This window comes from Pantoea hericii, assembly GCF_014155795.1.
GTDB classification, from domain to species: Bacteria; Pseudomonadota; Gammaproteobacteria; order Enterobacterales; family Enterobacteriaceae; genus Pantoea; species Pantoea eucalypti.
This window is the reverse complement of sequence record NZ_SCKV01000004.1, coordinates 142,971-159,205: the sequence shown is the minus strand read 5'-3', so window position 1 is coordinate 159,205 and position 16,235 is coordinate 142,971. Positions and strand designations below refer to the sequence as shown.

Sequence of the window (16,235 nt, the reverse complement as noted above, 5' to 3'; positions counted from 1 at the left end):
GAGCCTGAATGAACCATTACGAATTAGAGACGCTGATCAATCAGCACCTCGACAGCCACAGCTTCAGTGACTACGCCCCCAACGGTTTGCAGGTTGAGGGACGCAGCCAGGTCAAAACGATTATCACCGGCGTGACGGCCTGTCAGGCACTGCTGGACGAGGCGGTGGCACGTCAGGCCGATGCGATTATTGTCCATCATGGCTATTTCTGGAAAAGTGAACCGGCCGCGATTAAAGGTATGAAGCGTCGTCGTCTGCGCACTCTGCTGGCTAATGATATTAATCTCTATGGCTGGCACCTGCCGCTCGACGCGCATCCTGAACTGGGCAACAACGCCCAGCTGGCAAACTTGCTGGATATTGAAATAAAGGGTGAAGTGATGCCGCTGGTGTTCTGGGGTGAGCTGGCTGAGCCGATCTCCGGTGAGCAGCTGGCACGTCGAATCGGTGACCGATTGGGACGTGAACCGCTGCATTGCGGCGATAACGCGCCCGCGCTGATTCGTCGTATCGCCTGGTGCAGCGGGGGTGGCCAGGGCTTTATCGACCAGGCCGCTGCCGCAGGCGTCGATGCTTATATCACCGGAGAAGTCTCTGAACAGACCATTCACAGCGCACGTGAGCAGGGGCTGCACTTCTTTGCTGCAGGCCATCACGCTACCGAGCGCGGCGGCGTAAAAGCGCTGGGCGAGTGGCTGGCGCAGCACCACGAGCTTGATGTGACTTTCATTGATATTCCCAATCCTGCCTGATCTCCTTCCCGGGTCCTGTGTGCCTGCGCAGGACCTAAATCTATTGACACATCCCTGTCACTTTCGCATAATTATTTGCTTTATGTAGATAAGCCATCGGCTGATTCGGGCATCCGGCACGGTCAGCCGGTCGCGATCTCAACTGAGCGGGAGGTAGCTGTTGCAACGAGCACGGTGTTATTTATTGGGTGAACGCGCTGTCGTGCTGGAGCTGGAACCCCCGGTCTCACTGGAGAGTCAGCAACGTATCTGGGGACTTAACCAGCGATTGCAGTCCTCTGCGAGCGTGCTGGAGGTCATTCCCGGCATGAACAACATCACCTTGATTTTGCGTGATCCCCAGCAGAGTGCGCTGGATGCGATTGAGCGACTTCAGCGATGGTGGGAAGAGAGTGAAGCGCAATTACCTGAGTCGCGTCTGGTAGAGATCCCGGTGATCTACGGCGGTGAGGCCGGTCCCGACCTGACGGCGGTGGCTGAACATGCCGCGCTGACGCCTCATCAGGTGGTTGAGCTGCACAGCAGCAGCGAATACGTCGTGTTTTTTATTGGCTTTCAGCCGGGTTTCCCCTATCTGGGCGGACTGGATCCGCGCCTGCACATTCCGCGTCGTAGTGAGCCCAGGGTGGCCGTGCCCGCGGGATCCGTGGGTATCGGTGGCAGCCAGACCGGCGTCTACCCTCTGGCGTCGCCCGGCGGCTGGCAGTTGATCGGCCAGACACGCACCGCGCTGTTTGATCCGCTGCAGCAACCGCCCACGCTGCTCCGTCCGGGTGACAAAGTGCGCTTTGTGCCGCAACAGGAGGGCGTATGTTAAACATTCTGCGGGCCGGGCTGGCGGCCACTATTCAGGATGCGGGTCGATACGGCTGGCGTCAGTTCGGTATCAGCCCCGGTGGCGTGCTGGATTATCCCGCCATGTTCACCGCCAACGTACTGGTAGGCAATGCGCCCGACAGCGCGGTGCTGGAGATGGTGCTCGGCCAGTTCAAAGCAGCGTTTACCCGCGACGGCTGGTTTGCGCTGACGGGTGCAGGCTGTCATGCGGAGCTGGACGGCCAGCCGGTCTGGACGGGCTGGCGCACGCCAGTGAAACGCGGACAGGTCCTGTCGCTGGCGATGCCGCAGCGTGGTATGCGCAGCTATCTGGCGGTGCAGGGTGGTTTTGACATCCCCGCGGTGCTTGGCTCTGCCAGTACCGACCTGAAAGCAAAATTTGGCGGATTTCATGGGCGCGCCTTGCAGGATGGCGATCAGGTCCCGCTGGGGAAACCGACGCGTCAGTTCGACCGCAAAGTCGGGGTACGACAACTGCTGTGGGGCAACCGCATTCGCGCCTTGCCTGGTCCGGAGTATCACGAATTCAGTCCCGAAGCGCAGCAGGCGTTCTGGCGCACCGCATGGAAACTCAGCCCGCAAAGTAACCGGATGGGATACCGGCTGGAAGGACGTGAGCTTAAACGTGAGCGCCCGCGCGAGCTGCTGTCACACGGCGTGATGCCAGGTGTGATTCAGGTGCCGCCGAACGGACAGCCCATCGTATTGATGGCGGATGCCCAGACTACCGGTGGTTATCCGCGCATCGCTTCTGTTATCGAAGCCGATCTTTATCACCTGGCGCAAATCCGTCTGGGTGAGTCGATTCACTTTATTCACTGCACCCTGCCGGAAGCGATGCTGGCCCGTCAGCATCAGCAACGCGCTCTGGACCAGATGAAATGGGGACTCAATGAAAATTGATTTAAACGCCGACCTGGGTGAGGGCTGCGCCAGCGATGAAGCGCTGCTGCAACTGGTGAGCTCTGCCAACATCGCCTGTGGCTTTCACGCCGGTGATGCACAGACCATGCTGCAGTCGGTGCGCTGGGCAAAGGCATCCGGCGTCGCCATCGGGGCGCATCCCGCCTTTCCCGATCGCGAGAACTTTGGCCGCAGCGCCATGCAGTTGCCGCCGGAAACGGTCTATGCCCAGATGATCTATCAGATTGGCGCGCTGAAAAGTCTGGCAGAAAGTGAGGGCGCGCGCCTGGTGCATGTTAAGCCACACGGCATGCTCTATAACCAGGCTGCATCTGACCCGGTGCTGGCTGATGCCATTGCCCGCGCCATCAGGGCGGTGGACAGCCAGCTGATTGTGGTCGGGCTGGCGAATAGCGAATCGATCCGTACTGCGGCGCATTACGGTTTACACACGCGGGAAGAGGTGTTTGCTGACCGTGGCTATCTCAGCAGCGGTGCGCTGGTGCCGCGCAACCAGCCGGGCGCGCTGATTGAGAATGAACAGCAGGCTATCGATCAGACACTGACAATGGTACGGCAGGGCAAAGTGAAAAGTATCACCGGAGAATGGGTGGCGGTGAACGCGCAGACTGTCTGCTTACATGGCGACGGCGAGCATGCCCTGCAGTTTGCACAGCGGTTACGTGATGCGTTTGCCGACCAGCAGATTCGTGTCACCAGCGCCTGAATAATCACACTTAGCCCGGCTTATGCCGGGTTTTTTAACTCGGGGAAAATCCATGGAAACTGCAGTGAATCTCTTGCCACTACTGGGCATTGCCGCGATCATCGTCGGCTTCGTATTACGTTTTAATCCGGTGCTGGTGGTGATTGTCGCCGGATTTGTCACCGGTCTGGCTGCGATGATGCCCCTGGCGGACATTCTGGAAAAACTCGGCGCAGGGTTTCTTAACACCCGGAACCTGCCGCTGATTCTGCTGCTGCCACTGGCGGTCATTGGCCTGCTGGAACGTCACGGGCTAAAAGAAAGGGCGCAGGCGTGGATTGCTCAGATTAAAACCGCCACCGCCGGACGGCTGCTGATCGTCTACCTGTTTGTGCGTGAAATTACTGCGGCGCTGGGATTAACCAGTCTTGGCGGACATCCGCAGATGGTGCGTCCGTTACTGGCACCGATGGCGGAGGGCGCCACAGAAAATCGCTATGGCGAGATCTCGCCTGAACTGCGCCATAAGCTGCGCGCCATGTCAGCGGCGACCGATAACGTCGGCCTGTTCTTTGGTGAAGATATCTTCGTGGCATTTGGCGCGATTATCTTTATGCACAACTTTATGCAGGCGTCGGCCGGGATTCAGACTGAGCCGCTGCACATCGCCTTATGGGGCATTCCAACTGCCGTTGCTGCGTTCCTGATCCATTCAGCGCGTCTGGTTCGTCTGGATCGTCAGCTGGCACGTGAGCTGCAGCAGCTCAACAGCCAGGCGCTGAAAGCCAAAGGAGGTCAGTAATGTTCCAGCAACAATATCTGATGTGGCTGGCGGGCATTATCCTGCTGGTGGTGGCTATCCTCTCATGGCGTGACCGCGCTAATCCGCGTCGCTTTACCACCGGGCTCTTCTGGGCCTTATATGGCCTGGTTTTTCTGGTCGGTGACTGGACGACGGCGCTGATGAGCAGCCTGATGGGCTCGGACGCGGCGGGCACCCGAATGCTGCACATCACCATCGGTGTCATTGTGGTGATCATGGCGCTGATTGCGGGTTTAGGGGGTGTCCGGCTGGGTCGTTATCATCAGCGCACTAATGAAGAGAAACAGGCAAGCGCACAGCGTCTGCGGAATAAGCTGTTTCTGCCTGCACTGGCGATTCCGGTTGTGACCGTGGTCGGTGTGCTGGCGTTCAACAATATTCCGGGGTTGCAGGATGCGGTGTTCGGTCCCGGTAATCACGCCACGCTGGTGACATTGTTTTCAATGATGGCCGGCTGTGTGATTGGCTGGCTGGTGGCGTTAAAACTGACCCATGAAAAACCGGTACAGTCGATGCAGGAGACCCGTCGCCTGCTGGATTCAATTGGCTGGGCGTTTATTCTGCCGCAGATTCTCGCCACCCTGGGACTGCTGTTTACCGCCGCGGGCGTAGGCAGTGCTATTTCGCATCTGACTGAAACCTGGCTGGCGGTGGATAACCGCTTTATCGCCGTCACCGTCTATGCCGTCGGGATGGCCCTGTTAACCATGGTCATGGGTAACGCGTTTGCGGCATTTCCGATTATTACTGCAGGCGTTGGCATTCCGATTCTGGTGCTGCAGCACGGCGGAAATCCGGCGGTAATGGCGGCGATTGGTATGTTCTCCGGTTACTGCGGCACGCTGATGACGCCGATGGCGGCCAACTTCAATATTGTTCCGGCGGCGCTGCTGGAGCTGCCCGATCGTAACGCGGTCATTAAGGCTCAGATTCCAACCGGTGTGCTACTGTTAATCGTTAACATTTTCCTGCTCTATTTCCTGATGTTTCTGTGAGGCTGCATGAAAACTGTCCTGATGACCGCTTTTGAACCCTTTGGCGGTGAAACGATTAATCCCTCGTGGGAAGCGGTGCGCGCGCTGGAAGGCAAAAAGATTGGCGGAGCGACGATCGTCATCCGACAGCTGCCGGTGGTATTCAGTGAGGTACTTAATGTGCTGAATCAGGCACTGGAAGAGGTTAAACCGGACGCGGTAGTGTCAGTCGGGCAGGCGGGCGGTCGCAGCGACATTACCGTGGAACGTATCGGTATCAATGTCGATGACGCCCGCATCCCGGACAACGCCGGCCAGCAGCCTGTAGACGAACCGATTGTGGCAGGCGGCCCGGCAGCCTATTTTTCCCGTCTGCCCATCAAAGCGATTGTGGCGGCAGTGCGCGACGCGGGGATCCCCGCGTCGGTCTCACAGACCGCCGGGACCTTTACCTGCAATCGGGTGATGTATGGCCTGCTGCACTGGCTTGAGCAGCAAGGGAGTCCGGCGCGGGGTGGCTTTATTCATATTCCTTACCTGCCTGAACAGGCCGCGCAACATCCTGGTGCGCCGAGCATGGCGGTCGCGACCATTATTCAGGCGCTGGAGATTGCGGTGAAGGTGACGCTGGAGACCGGCGAAGATATTAAACAGGCTGGCGGCGCCACCCATTAAGAGGAAGAACGATGCCAGAAGGACCGGAAATTCGCCGCGTGGCGGATAAGCTTGAAGCCGCCATTGTGGGTGAGCCCTTAACGGAAGCGTGGTTTGCGTTTCCTCAGCTCAAGACCTATGAACCTTCACTGATTGGTGAGCAGGTGCAGGCGATTGAGACGCGGGGTAAAGCGCTGCTGACTCATTTCAGCAATGGTCTGACGCTCTACAGTCATAACCAGCTTTATGGTGTCTGGCGCATTGTGAAACCCGATACCGAACTCAATACCACGCGTCAGTTGCGGGTGCGGCTTGCTACAAAGGGTAAAGCGATTCTGCTTTACAGCGCGTCAGATATTGAACTGCTTAACGCTGATACGCTGGCGGCACATCCGTTTCTGACCCGCATCGGACCGGATGTGCTGAACAGCGCGCTGACGGTTGAAGAGGTGCGAGAGCGGCTGCTGTCACCCCGTTTCCGGCGGCGTCAGTTCAGTGGTCTGCTGCTGGATCAGGCTTTTCTGGCCGGGCTGGGAAACTACCTGCGTGCCGAGATTCTCTGGCTGGCGCAGCTGCTGCCAAATCATCGGGCGCAGGATCTCAGTGACGATCAGCTGACTGCTTTCAGCGAGGCGCTGCTGTCAGTGCCGCGTCATGCTTATCGGATGCGTGGAACCATGAAGAAATATCATGAGGAAGCGGCGTTTCAGTTTGAGGTGTTTCATCGGCAGGGCAAGCAATGCCGGCGCTGTGGCACGGTGATTGAGAAGGGCACGCTGTCATCACGGCCGTTTTACTGGTGTCCGGGGTGTCAAAGATAGACAGTAAAGTCAAAAGGGTAAAATGCTCTTACGGCTGACAGAGCCAGGCCCGTGTGAATCTTATAGCAATAAAATAGCTTAACGCGCAGGGAGCATGGTCAGAGGAGGAAAGCGTCCCGCGCCAGGGACAAAAACGCCGGGAGCGTTTTTGAACAACGCAAAGCGTTGGCCCGGAAACGGGCGCACCTCTCGGATGAGGTGCGTAATCGCGCGGGCCGAGCGTGTCATGGATGACGGCTTTTGCGTCTTTCCGATCTGACCATGTTCTCTGCGCAGGCGCGGTATCACAGCCAACCGCTCCCGGTTTTTAAGCAACATCAAGCGGAGAAATCTCCGCCCTCCGAATCTTACTTCTTCAGCTGTGAACTGAATTCGCGCTCGGTATAACCGGTGTAGAGCTGACGCGGACGGGCAATCTTCATGCCTTCGTCGTGCATCTCTTTCCAGTGTGCAATCCAGCCAACAGTACGGGCCATCGCGAAGATCACCGTAAACATGGAGGATGGAATACCCATCGCTTTCAGAATGATACCGGAGTAGAAGTCCACGTTTGGATAGAGTTTACGCTCGATAAAGTACGGGTCGTTCAGCGCAATGTGTTCCAGCTCCATCGCCACTTCCAGCAGGTCATCCTTCATACCCAGCTCATTCAGCACTTCATGGCAGGTATCGCGCATTACGGTCGCACGTGGATCGTAGTTTTTATACACGCGGTGACCAAAGCCCATCAGACGGAATGAATCATTCTTGTCTTTGGCGCGCTTAACAAATTCCGGGATGTGCTCAACGGTGCTGATCTCTTCCAGCATACGCAGGGTCGCTTCGTTGGCACCGCCGTGCGCCGGTCCCCACAGGGAGGCGATCCCGGCGGCGATACAGGCAAACGGGTTCGCGCCGCTTGAACCGGCGGTACGTACGGTCGACGTCGAGGCGTTCTGCTCATGGTCAGCATGCAGGATCAGAATGCGGTCCATGGCGCGTTCCAGCACTGGATTCACTTTGTACTCTTCGCACGGGGTAGCAAACATCATGTGCAGGAAGTTACCGGCATAGGAGAGGTCGTTGCGAGGATAAACAAATGGCTGGCCGATAGAATATTTGTAACACATTGCTGCCATGGTCGGCATTTTGGAAAGCAGACGGAATGCCGCGATTTCGCGGTGGCGCTCAATGTTTACATCCAGCGAATCGTGGTAAAACGCAGCCAGAGCACCCGTAACACCGCACATAACCGCCATCGGATGTGAGTCACGACGGAAGCCGTGGAACAGGCGGGTAATCTGCTCATGAATCATGGTGTGGCGGGTAACAGTGGTGCGGAACTCATCAAACTGTTTCTGGTTCGGTGCTTCGCCATTCAGCAGAATGTAGCAGACTTCCAGATAGTTAGAGTGGGTCGCCAGCTCAGAAATAGGGAAACCACGGTGTAGCAGGATACCTTCATCACCATCAATAAAGGTGATGGCAGATTCGCAGGACGCAGTAGACGTAAAACCGGGATCGAAGGTGAACAGGCCACTTGAACCCAGAGCGCGGACATCAACCACATCCTGGCCCAGCGTACCTTTCAGCACGTCCAGTTCAATAGATGTTCCATCTTGCAGGGTTAGCGTTACTTTTTTATCTGTCATTTTCGTCTCCATAGCGCCTTATGTAGGTAAGGATCTTTAGACACCTGAAACGCGTTCATGTTGCGGTTGGCAAAACTACACAGTATCACTCTGCGGGGATAAAGCGGGTGCAGGGTACAGAGTGAGCGGCGCGTTCCCAGCGGGAACCGGTGAGCCATGGACATGCTGCATATCGCGGTTGTTAAAGATCCGGTCAGGACATAACTTCTTGGTAACCAATAACCTGATGCTTTTTAAAGCTCATTATCGCAATGTTACATAACTTGCGCTTAGGGGAAAGTGTATCCCCATAACTTTTGTGCATCATAGGAATTTATAGGCTTAGTTTGTAACTGAATTGTTGAACTATTGTCAAATCAGATAATTAAAATTGTATCAATTGTGAAAATCGTGAGTATGATCACTGTTCTACCTAAAATATACCAAAGAGTTTGTAGGGGAATTGTAATCAGAATGTGATCCTCCTATACTCCAGGCAGGTCTCCGGAACACCCTGACACCAGGAGCCACCCAGCGTTTACTACCGCGTCAATTAACACTGGATGTTGCTTTATTGGTGACGGTTAAAGTCTGCCACGCGTTGTGATTAGACTCCGCCTCAGGTCCGGAGGAAGCAAAATAAAAAAGAGCTGTGTGGGCAAAACCGTGAAAAAACAAAGACCTGTCAACTTGGATCTCTCGACGATCCGGTTTCCCGTTACTGCAATAACGTCCATTCTTCACCGCGTCTCCGGCGTAATCACATTGGTTGCTATTGGCATCCTGCTGTGGCTACTCGGTCTCTCTCTCTCTTCTCCTGAAGGTTTCCAGCACGCTGCATCCATCATGGACGGCTTCTTCGCGAAGTTCATCATGTGGGGCATTTTAACGGCGCTGGCCTATCACGCGGTGAGCGGGATTCGTCATATGTTGATGGATTTTGGTTATCTGGCCGAAACGCTGGAATCAGGTAAGCGTTCCGCTCATATGACTTTTGTGATCACTGTCGTGCTGGCAATTCTGGCGGGAGTCCTCGTATGGTAAGCAATGCATCCGCGTTGGGTCGCAACGGCATTCAGGACTGGCTGCTGCTGCGTGCAACGGCAATCCTCATTACGCTCTACATCGTCTACATCCTCGGTTTCGTTGTGATGACAGACACGCTGACCTATGACCTGTGGCGTGGCTTCTTCGCGTCCGCATTCACCAAAGTGTTCACGCTGCTGACGCTGTTCTCCATTCTGGTCCACGGCTGGATCGGTATGTGGCAGGTGTTAACAGACTACGTCAAATCGCTGCCGGTTCGCTTGCTGTTGCAGTTTGTGATTGTCGTGGCGCTGTTGTGGTATGCGATTTATGGCTTTGTTGTGGTGTGGGGTGTGTAAATGAATTTGCCAATCAGAGAGTTCGATGCCGTGGTAATCGGCGCAGGTGGCGCAGGAATGCGGGCCGCACTGCAAATCTCCCAGGGCGGCCAGACCTGCGCTCTGTTATCTAAAGTTTTCCCGACCCGTTCCCACACAGTATCTGCGCAGGGCGGTATTACCGTTGCGCTGGGTAATACCCATGAAGATAACTGGGAATGGCATATGTACGACACCGTCAAAGGGTCCGACTACATCGGTGACCAGGACGCGATTGAATATATGTGCAAAACCGGCCCGGAAGCGATTCTGGAACTGGAGCACATGGGCCTGCCTTTCTCGCGTCTGGAAGATGGTCGTGTTTATCAGCGTCCGTTTGGTGGTCAGTCGAAGAATTTCGGTGGCGAGCAGGCGGCACGTACCGCGGCCGCAGCTGACCGTACTGGTCACGCGTTGCTGCACACGCTTTATCAGCAGAACCTGAAAAACAAAACCACCATCTTCTCTGAGTGGTATGCACTGGATCTGGTGAAAAATGCTGATGGCGCAGTCGTTGGATGTACCGCAATCTGCATCGAAACCGGCGAAACCGTTTATTTCAAAGCGAAAGCGACCATTCTGGCAACCGGCGGCGCAGGCCGTATTTACCAGTCCACCACCAATGCGCATATCAACACCGGTGACGGCGTCGGTATGGCACTGCGTGCGGGCGTGCCGGTGCAGGATATGGAGATGTGGCAGTTCCACCCAACCGGTATCGCCGGTGCGGGCGTGCTGGTCACAGAAGGCTGTCGTGGTGAAGGCGGCTATCTGCTGAACAAACATGGCGAACGCTTCATGGAGCGTTATGCGCCTAATGCCAAAGATCTGGCGGGCCGCGACGTGGTTGCGCGTTCAATGATGATTGAGATCCGTGAAGGTCGCGGCTGTGATGGCCCGTGGGGTCCGCATCTGAAGCTGAAACTGGATCACCTCGGTAAAGAGGTGCTTGAGTCACGTCTGCCAGGCATCCTTGAACTGTCTCGTACCTTTGCCCATGCTGACCCGATTAAAGAGCCAATCCCGGTCATCCCGACCTGCCACTACATGATGGGCGGTATTCCGACCAAAGTGACCGGTCAGGCACTGCGCGTGAATGAGCAGGGCGAAGATGTGGTGATTCCAGGCCTGTTCGCTGTCGGTGAAATTGCCTGCGTATCCGTCCATGGTGCCAACCGTCTGGGCGGTAACTCACTGCTCGACCTGGTGGTCTTTGGCCGTGCAGCCGGTCTGCATCTGCTGGAGAGTATCAAAGAGCAGGGCGACCTGCGCGATGCTTCTGAAGATGAGATCGCCGTGGCGATGGCGCGCTTCAATCGCTGGGAAAACAACACCACCGGCGAAGATCCGGTTGAGATTCGTAAAGCGCTGCAACGCTGCATGCAGAACAACTTCTCTGTATTCCGCGAAGGCGACGCAATGGCGCAGGGTCTGGAAGAGCTGAAAGAGATTCGCGAGCGTCTGAAGTCAGCGCGTCTGGATGACCGCTCACCAGATTTCAATACGCAGCGTATTGAGTGCCTTGAGCTGGATAACCTGATGGAGACGGCTTTTGCCACGGCGGTAGCGGCTAACTATCGCACCGAGAGCCGCGGTGCACACAGTCGCTTCGACTTCCCGGATCGTGATGATGAAAACTGGCTGTGCCACAGTCTTTATGTCCCGGAAACCGAAAGCATGACGCGCCGTGAGGTGAACATGCAGCCGAAACTGCGCGCGGCGTTCCCGCCGAAAGTGCGTACCTACTAATTTCGGAGACGATCATGAGACTTGAGTTTTCAATTTATCGCTACAATCCGGACGTCGATGACAAGCCGCGCATGCAGGATTACACCCTGGAGTCGGAAGACGGTCGCGACATGATGCTACTGGATGCGCTGATTCGCCTGAAAGAGAAAGATCCAACGCTGGCGTTTCGTCGCTCCTGCCGCGAAGGCGTCTGCGGCTCTGATGGCCTCAACATGAACGGTAAAAACGGACTGGCCTGTATTACGCCCGTCTCGGCATTGGGCAACGGCAAACAGAAAATTGTTATCCGTCCGCTGCCAGGTTTACCGGTAGTGCGTGACCTGGTCGTAGACATGAGCCAGTTTTATGCACAGTATGAGAAAATTAAGCCTTTCCTGCTGAATGATGGCGAGAACCCGCCAGCACGTGAGCATCTGCAGTCACCGGATGAGCGCGAACACCTGGATGGTTTGTATGAATGTATTCTCTGTGCCTGCTGCTCAACCTCATGCCCATCTTTCTGGTGGAACCCTGAGAAGTTCATCGGTCCTGCTGGCCTGCTGGCAGCATACCGCTTCCTGATTGACAGCCGCGACACGGAAACCGAAGCGCGTCTCGACAATCTGAATGATGCTTTCAGCGTATTCCGCTGCCACAGCATCATGAACTGTGTGAGTGTCTGTCCGAAAGGGCTTAACCCGACGCGCGCCATCGGCCATATCAAGTCGATGCTGCTGCAGCGCGGCGCATAAGTTATCTCCGCCGGGAACCTCAGGTTCCCGGTGTTTTACGGAAGCCTCTGTAAGCGCGGTGACTACCACGTTTACAAAGGTTCCCTTACGGGCCACGCGCGCTGCGCAAAGTGCTCGTATCGCTGAACTCACTACGGCAAACCGCGAAAGCGGCAACAAATGAAACCTCAAAAAAGCATAGCAATGCTTAAGGGATCACAATGCAGAACAGCGCGATGAAGCCCTGGCTGGACTCTTCCTGGCTGGCCGGCGCGAATCAGTCTTACATAGAGCAGCTCTATGAGGATTTCCTGACCGATCCTGACTCTGTCGATGCAGTGTGGCGCTCGATGTTCCAGCAGTTACCGGGCACCGGAATGAAACCTGAGCAGTTTCACTCCACCACACGTGAGTACTTCCGTCGCCTGGCGAAAGATGCATCTCGTTACACCTCATCTGTCTCCGATCCGGAAACCAACTCCAAGCAAGTGAAAGTGCTGCAGCTGATTAACGCGTTTCGTTTCCGCGGTCATCAGCATGCCAATCTTGATCCGCTCGGCCTGTGGAAACAGGACCGTGTCGCCGATCTCGATCCCGCTTTTCACGACCTGACCGAGGCCGATTTTCAGGAAAGCTTTAACGTAGGTTCATTTGCCATTGGCAAAGACACCATGAAGCTGGCCGATCTCTTCCAGGCGCTGACGCAGACTTACTGCGGCTCGATTGGTGCAGAATATATGCACATTAACAACACCGATGAAAAACGCTGGATCCAGCAGCGTCTTGAGTCGGTTGCGGGCCGTGCAGCGTTCAGCAACGAAGAGAAAAAAGGTTTCCTGAAAGAGCTGACTGCGGCAGAAGGGCTGGAAAAATACCTTGGGGCGAAATTCCCGGGTGCCAAACGCTTCTCGCTGGAAGGCGGCGATGCGCTGGTTCCGATGCTGCGCGAAATGATTCGTCACGCCGGCAAGAGCGGTACCCGTGAAGTGGTACTGGGTATGGCGCACCGTGGTCGTCTCAACGTGCTTATCAACGTGCTGGGCAAAAAGCCGCAGGATCTGTTCGACGAGTTCGCCGGTAAGCATAAAGAACATCTGGGCACCGGTGACGTGAAGTACCACATGGGCTTCTCCTCTGACGTGGAAACCGAAGGCGGCCTGGTTCACCTGGCGCTGGCGTTTAACCCGTCACACCTGGAGATCGTCAGCCCGGTGGTTATGGGTTCTGTGCGTGCCCGTCTGGATCGTCTGGATGAGCCAGCCAGCAATAAAGTTTTACCGATCACCATTCATGGTGATGCGGCCGTGATTGGTCAGGGCGTGGTTCAGGAAACCCTGAACATGTCACAGGCGCGCGGTTATGAAGTGGGTGGTACGGTTCGCATCGTTATCAACAACCAGGTTGGCTTTACAACGTCCAACCCGAAAGATGCGCGTTCTACCCCTTACTGCACCGACATCGGCAAAATGGTGCTGGCACCGATTTTCCATGTCAATGCTGACGATCCGGAAGCGGTCGCGTTTGTGACCCGTCTGGCGCTCGATTACCGCAACACCTTTAAGCGCGATGTGTTTATCGATCTGGTCTGCTATCGCCGTCATGGTCATAACGAGGCGGATGAGCCAAGTGCGACCCAGCCGCTGATGTATCAGAAAATCAAAAAACACCCGACGCCGCGCAAAATCTACGCCGACCGTCTGGAAGGTGAAGCCGTTGCCACGCAGGAAGATGCGACCGAAATGGTCAATCTCTACCGTGACGCGCTGGATGCGGGCGAGTGCGTGGTGCCGGAATGGCGTCCAATGAGTCTCCACTCCTTTACCTGGTCACCTTACCTGAATCATGAGTGGGATGAGCCTTATCCGGCGCAGGTCGACATGAAACGTCTGAAGGAACTGGCGCTGCGTATCAGCCAGGTGCCTGAAGAGGTGGAAGTGCAGTCGCGTGTTGCCAAGATTTATAACGACCGTCGTCTGATGGCTGAAGGCGAAAAGGCCTTCGACTGGGGCGGCGCGGAAAATCTGGCCTACGCCACGCTGGTTGATGAAGGTATTCCGGTTCGCCTGTCGGGCGAAGATACCGGTCGCGGTACTTTCTTCCACCGTCATGCGGTGGTTCATAACCAGGCGAACGGCTCAACCTATACTCCTCTGCATCATGTGCACAGTGGTCAGGGTCAGTTCAAAGTGTGGGACTCCGTGCTGTCAGAAGAGGCGGTACTGGCCTTTGAATATGGCTACGCCACCGCAGAGCCGCGCATCCTGACCATCTGGGAAGCGCAGTTTGGTGACTTCGCCAACGGTGCACAGGTTGTTATTGACCAGTTCATCAGTTCCGGTGAGCAGAAATGGGGCCGTATGTGTGGCCTGGTGATGCTGCTGCCGCACGGTTATGAAGGTCAGGGCCCGGAGCACTCCTCTGCGCGTCTGGAGCGTTATCTGCAACTTTGCGCTGAGCAGAACATGCAGGTTTGCGTGCCGTCTACACCCGCACAGGTTTACCATATGCTGCGTCGTCAGGCGCTGCGCGGTATGCGTCGTCCACTGATTGTGATGTCACCAAAATCTCTGCTGCGCCATCCGCTGGCTATTTCCACGCTGGATGAACTGGCGAATGGCAGCTTCCAGCCTGCGATTGGTGAAGTCGATGATCTGGATCCGCAGGGCGTTAAACGCGTCGTACTGTGCTCCGGTAAAGTGTATTACGACCTGCTTGAGCAGCGTCGTAAAAATGAGCAGACCGATGTGGCTATCGTGCGCATCGAACAGCTTTATCCGTTCCCGCATCAAGCGGTTCAGGAAGCATTGAAAGCGTATTCTCACGTACAGGATTTTGTCTGGTGTCAGGAAGAGCCACTGAATCAGGGCGCCTGGTACTGCAGCCAGCATCATTTCCGTGAAGTTGTGCCATTTGGTGCCACTTTACGTTATGCAGGCCGCCCGGCCTCCGCCTCACCGGCCGTGGGTTACATGTCCGTACACCAACAACAGCAGCAAGACCTGGTTAATGACGCGCTGAACGTTAATTAATTAAAAGGAAAGATAATGAGTAGCGTAGATATTCTCGTTCCCGACCTGCCTGAATCGGTTGCCGATGCCTCAGTGGCAACCTGGCACAAAAAACCAGGCGATGCAGTCACTCGCGATGAAGTGCTGGTCGAAATCGAAACCGATAAAGTGGTGCTGGAAGTACCAGCCTCTGCTGACGGTATCCTGGAAGCCGTTCTGGAAGATGAGGGTGCCACTGTTACCTCCCGCCAGATCCTGGGTCGTCTGAAAGAGGGCAATAGCGCCGGTAAAGAGAGCAGCGCGAAGTCTGAAAGCAAAGAGTCTACCCCGGCTCAGCGTCAGACTGCGTCACTGGAAGAAGAGAGCAACGATGCGCTCAGCCCGGCTATCCGCCGCCTGATTGCAGAGCACAATCTCGACGCCTCTCAGATTAAAGGCAGCGGTGTTGGCGGACGTCTGACCCGTGAAGATGTTGAAAAACACCTGGCCAACAAGCCGCAGGCTGCTAAAGCGGCAGCACCTGCTGCTGATGCGGCTACCGCGCAGCAGCCAGTGGCTAACCGCAGCGAAAAACGCGTGCCGATGACGCGTCTGCGTAAGCGCGTTGCCGAGCGTCTGCTGGAAGCGAAGAACAGCACCGCGATGCTGACCACCTTCAACGAAATCAACATGAAGCCCATCATGGATCTGCGCAAGCAGTATGGTGAGGCGTTCGAGAAGCGTCACGGTGTGCGTCTGGGCTTTATGTCCTTCTACATCAAAGCGGTTGTTGAAGCGCTGAAACGCTATCCGGAAGTGAACGCTTCTATCGATGGAGAAGATGTGGTTTACCACAACTACTTCGACGTCAGCATTGCGGTCTCTACACCACGTGGTCTGGTTACGCCAGTCCTGCGTGACGTTGATGCGCTGAGCATGGCGGACATCGAGAAGAAAATCAAAGAGCTGGCAGTGAAAGGCCGTGACGGCAAGCTGACAGTGGAAGATCTGACCGGCGGTAACTTCACCATTACCAACGGCGGCGTCTTTGGTTCACTGATGTCTACCCCGATCATCAACCCACCGCAGAGCGCCATCCTGGGCATGCACGCCATCAAGGATCGCCCGATGGCGGTCAATGGTCAGGTTGTAGTGCTGCCAATGATGTATCTGGCGCTCTCCTACGACCACCGTCTGATCGATGGCCGTGAATCAGTTGGTTATCTGGTTGCAGTGAAAGAGATGCTGGAAGATCCGGCGCGCCTGCTGCTGGATGTCTGATTTTCACCGGGCGCGCCTGGCGCGC

At 55.9% G+C, this 16,235-nt stretch carries 15 protein-coding genes; 14 read left to right on the top strand and 1 reads right to left on the bottom strand.

Annotation, left to right across the window (positions count from 1 at the left end; all coding sequences use genetic code 11):
- The first annotated feature begins 8 nt into the window (after positions 1–8).
- The 8 genes from H7K52_RS10305 to nei all read left to right on the top strand — a co-directional run bounded on the left by H7K52_RS10305 (position 9) and on the right by nei (position 6,470).
- Positions 9–752 (top strand): type 2 GTP cyclohydrolase I, encoded by a 744-nt coding sequence (locus H7K52_RS10305; RefSeq protein WP_008925014.1) that lies wholly within the window; start codon positions 9–11, stop codon positions 750–752.
- Positions 753–912: 160 nt separating this feature from the next.
- Positions 913–1,569: a 5-oxoprolinase subunit PxpB gene (gene pxpB / locus H7K52_RS10300; protein WP_008925015.1), complete on the top strand. Its 657-nt coding sequence runs from the start codon at positions 913–915 to the stop codon at positions 1,567–1,569.
- A complete protein-coding gene (gene pxpC / locus H7K52_RS10295; RefSeq protein ID WP_182630012.1) occupies positions 1,563–2,492 on the top strand; it encodes a 5-oxoprolinase subunit PxpC in 930 nt (309 codons plus the stop codon). Before pxpB ends, pxpC begins: the two co-directional genes overlap by 7 nt.
- Positions 2,482–3,219, top strand: coding sequence for a 5-oxoprolinase subunit PxpA (pxpA, locus tag H7K52_RS10290; protein WP_182630011.1), 738 nt, complete (start codon positions 2,482–2,484; stop codon positions 3,217–3,219). The genes pxpC and pxpA overlap by 11 nt, the downstream gene beginning before the upstream one ends.
- A gap of 52 nt (positions 3,220–3,271) precedes the next feature.
- The gene (locus H7K52_RS10285) at positions 3,272–4,000 is read left to right on the top strand and encodes a DUF969 domain-containing protein (RefSeq protein ID WP_182630010.1); all 729 of its coding nucleotides are present in this window, start codon (positions 3,272–3,274) and stop codon (positions 3,998–4,000) included.
- The gene (locus H7K52_RS10280; RefSeq protein WP_033762882.1) at positions 4,000–5,016 is read left to right on the top strand and encodes a DUF979 domain-containing protein; all 1,017 of its coding nucleotides are present in this window, start codon (positions 4,000–4,002) and stop codon (positions 5,014–5,016) included. Before H7K52_RS10285 ends, H7K52_RS10280 begins: the two co-directional genes overlap by 1 nt.
- A 6-nt stretch (positions 5,017–5,022) precedes the next feature.
- Positions 5,023–5,670: a pyroglutamyl-peptidase I gene (gene pcp, locus H7K52_RS10275; protein ID WP_008925020.1), complete on the top strand. Its 648-nt coding sequence runs from the start codon at positions 5,023–5,025 to the stop codon at positions 5,668–5,670.
- An 11-nt stretch (positions 5,671–5,681) separates the two neighbouring features.
- Positions 5,682–6,470 carry an endonuclease VIII gene (gene nei, locus H7K52_RS10270; protein ID WP_008925021.1) on the top strand — a complete coding sequence of 263 codons (789 nt, stop codon included), beginning with the start codon at positions 5,682–5,684 and terminating at the stop codon, positions 6,468–6,470.
- 347 nt (positions 6,471–6,817) lie between these two features.
- Here nei and H7K52_RS10265 read toward each other — a convergent pair whose 3' ends face one another.
- Positions 6,818–8,101, bottom strand: a complete 1,284-nt coding sequence (locus tag H7K52_RS10265; protein ID WP_003853167.1) for a citrate synthase — start codon at positions 8,099–8,101, stop codon at positions 6,818–6,820.
- 633 nt (positions 8,102–8,734) lie between these two features.
- On the opposite strand from H7K52_RS10265, the gene sdhC reads away from it, so the two are divergent.
- The 6 genes from sdhC to odhB all read left to right on the top strand — a co-directional run bounded on the left by sdhC (position 8,735) and on the right by odhB (position 16,210).
- Positions 8,735–9,124 carry a succinate dehydrogenase cytochrome b556 subunit gene (sdhC, locus tag H7K52_RS10260; RefSeq protein WP_033742984.1) on the top strand — a complete coding sequence of 130 codons (390 nt, stop codon included), beginning with the start codon at positions 8,735–8,737 and terminating at the stop codon, positions 9,122–9,124.
- Positions 9,118–9,465, top strand: a complete 348-nt coding sequence (gene sdhD / locus H7K52_RS10255) for a succinate dehydrogenase membrane anchor subunit (RefSeq protein WP_008925023.1) — start codon at positions 9,118–9,120, stop codon at positions 9,463–9,465. Before sdhC ends, sdhD begins: the two co-directional genes overlap by 7 nt.
- Positions 9,466–11,232, top strand: coding sequence for a succinate dehydrogenase flavoprotein subunit (gene sdhA, locus H7K52_RS10250; RefSeq protein WP_182630009.1), 1,767 nt, complete (start codon positions 9,466–9,468; stop codon positions 11,230–11,232). It abuts the gene before it with no gap.
- Positions 11,233–11,246: 14 nt separating this feature from the next.
- Positions 11,247–11,963 carry a succinate dehydrogenase iron-sulfur subunit gene (locus H7K52_RS10245; protein ID WP_003853156.1) on the top strand — a complete coding sequence of 239 codons (717 nt, stop codon included), beginning with the start codon at positions 11,247–11,249 and terminating at the stop codon, positions 11,961–11,963.
- 200 nt (positions 11,964–12,163) lie between these two features.
- Positions 12,164–14,971, top strand: a complete 2,808-nt coding sequence (sucA, locus tag H7K52_RS10240; RefSeq protein ID WP_003853155.1) for a 2-oxoglutarate dehydrogenase E1 component — start codon at positions 12,164–12,166, stop codon at positions 14,969–14,971.
- 15 nt (positions 14,972–14,986) lie between these two features.
- Positions 14,987–16,210, top strand: a complete 1,224-nt coding sequence (odhB, locus tag H7K52_RS10235) for a 2-oxoglutarate dehydrogenase complex dihydrolipoyllysine-residue succinyltransferase (RefSeq protein WP_003853153.1) — start codon at positions 14,987–14,989, stop codon at positions 16,208–16,210.
- Positions 16,211–16,235: the final 25 nt, after the last annotated feature.

Excerpts from the sequence above, each read along its gene's own strand:
- pxpA (WP_182630011.1), top strand. The coding sequence starts at position 2,482 with ATGAAAATTGATTTAAACGCCGACCTGGGTGAGGGCTGCGCCAGCGAT.
- H7K52_RS10280 (WP_033762882.1), top strand. The coding sequence starts at position 4,000 with ATGTTCCAGCAACAATATCTGATGTGGCTGGCGGGCATTATCCTGCTG.
- sdhD (WP_008925023.1), top strand. The coding sequence starts at position 9,118 with ATGGTAAGCAATGCATCCGCGTTGGGTCGCAACGGCATTCAGGACTGG.
- sucA (WP_003853155.1), top strand. The coding sequence starts at position 12,164 with ATGCAGAACAGCGCGATGAAGCCCTGGCTGGACTCTTCCTGGCTGGCC.
- odhB (WP_003853153.1), top strand. The coding sequence starts at position 14,987 with ATGAGTAGCGTAGATATTCTCGTTCCCGACCTGCCTGAATCGGTTGCC.
- H7K52_RS10305 (WP_008925014.1), top strand. The coding sequence starts at position 9 with ATGAACCATTACGAATTAGAGACGCTGATCAATCAGCACCTCGACAGC.
- nei (WP_008925021.1), top strand. The coding sequence starts at position 5,682 with ATGCCAGAAGGACCGGAAATTCGCCGCGTGGCGGATAAGCTTGAAGCC.
- H7K52_RS10265 (WP_003853167.1), bottom strand. The coding sequence starts at position 8,101 with ATGACAGATAAAAAAGTAACGCTAACCCTGCAAGATGGAACATCTATT.
- pcp (WP_008925020.1), top strand. The coding sequence starts at position 5,023 with ATGAAAACTGTCCTGATGACCGCTTTTGAACCCTTTGGCGGTGAAACG.
- H7K52_RS10285 (WP_182630010.1), top strand. The coding sequence starts at position 3,272 with ATGGAAACTGCAGTGAATCTCTTGCCACTACTGGGCATTGCCGCGATC.
- pxpC (WP_182630012.1), top strand. The coding sequence starts at position 1,563 with ATGTTAAACATTCTGCGGGCCGGGCTGGCGGCCACTATTCAGGATGCG.
- sdhA (WP_182630009.1), top strand. The coding sequence starts at position 9,466 with ATGAATTTGCCAATCAGAGAGTTCGATGCCGTGGTAATCGGCGCAGGT.
- H7K52_RS10245 (WP_003853156.1), top strand. The coding sequence starts at position 11,247 with ATGAGACTTGAGTTTTCAATTTATCGCTACAATCCGGACGTCGATGAC.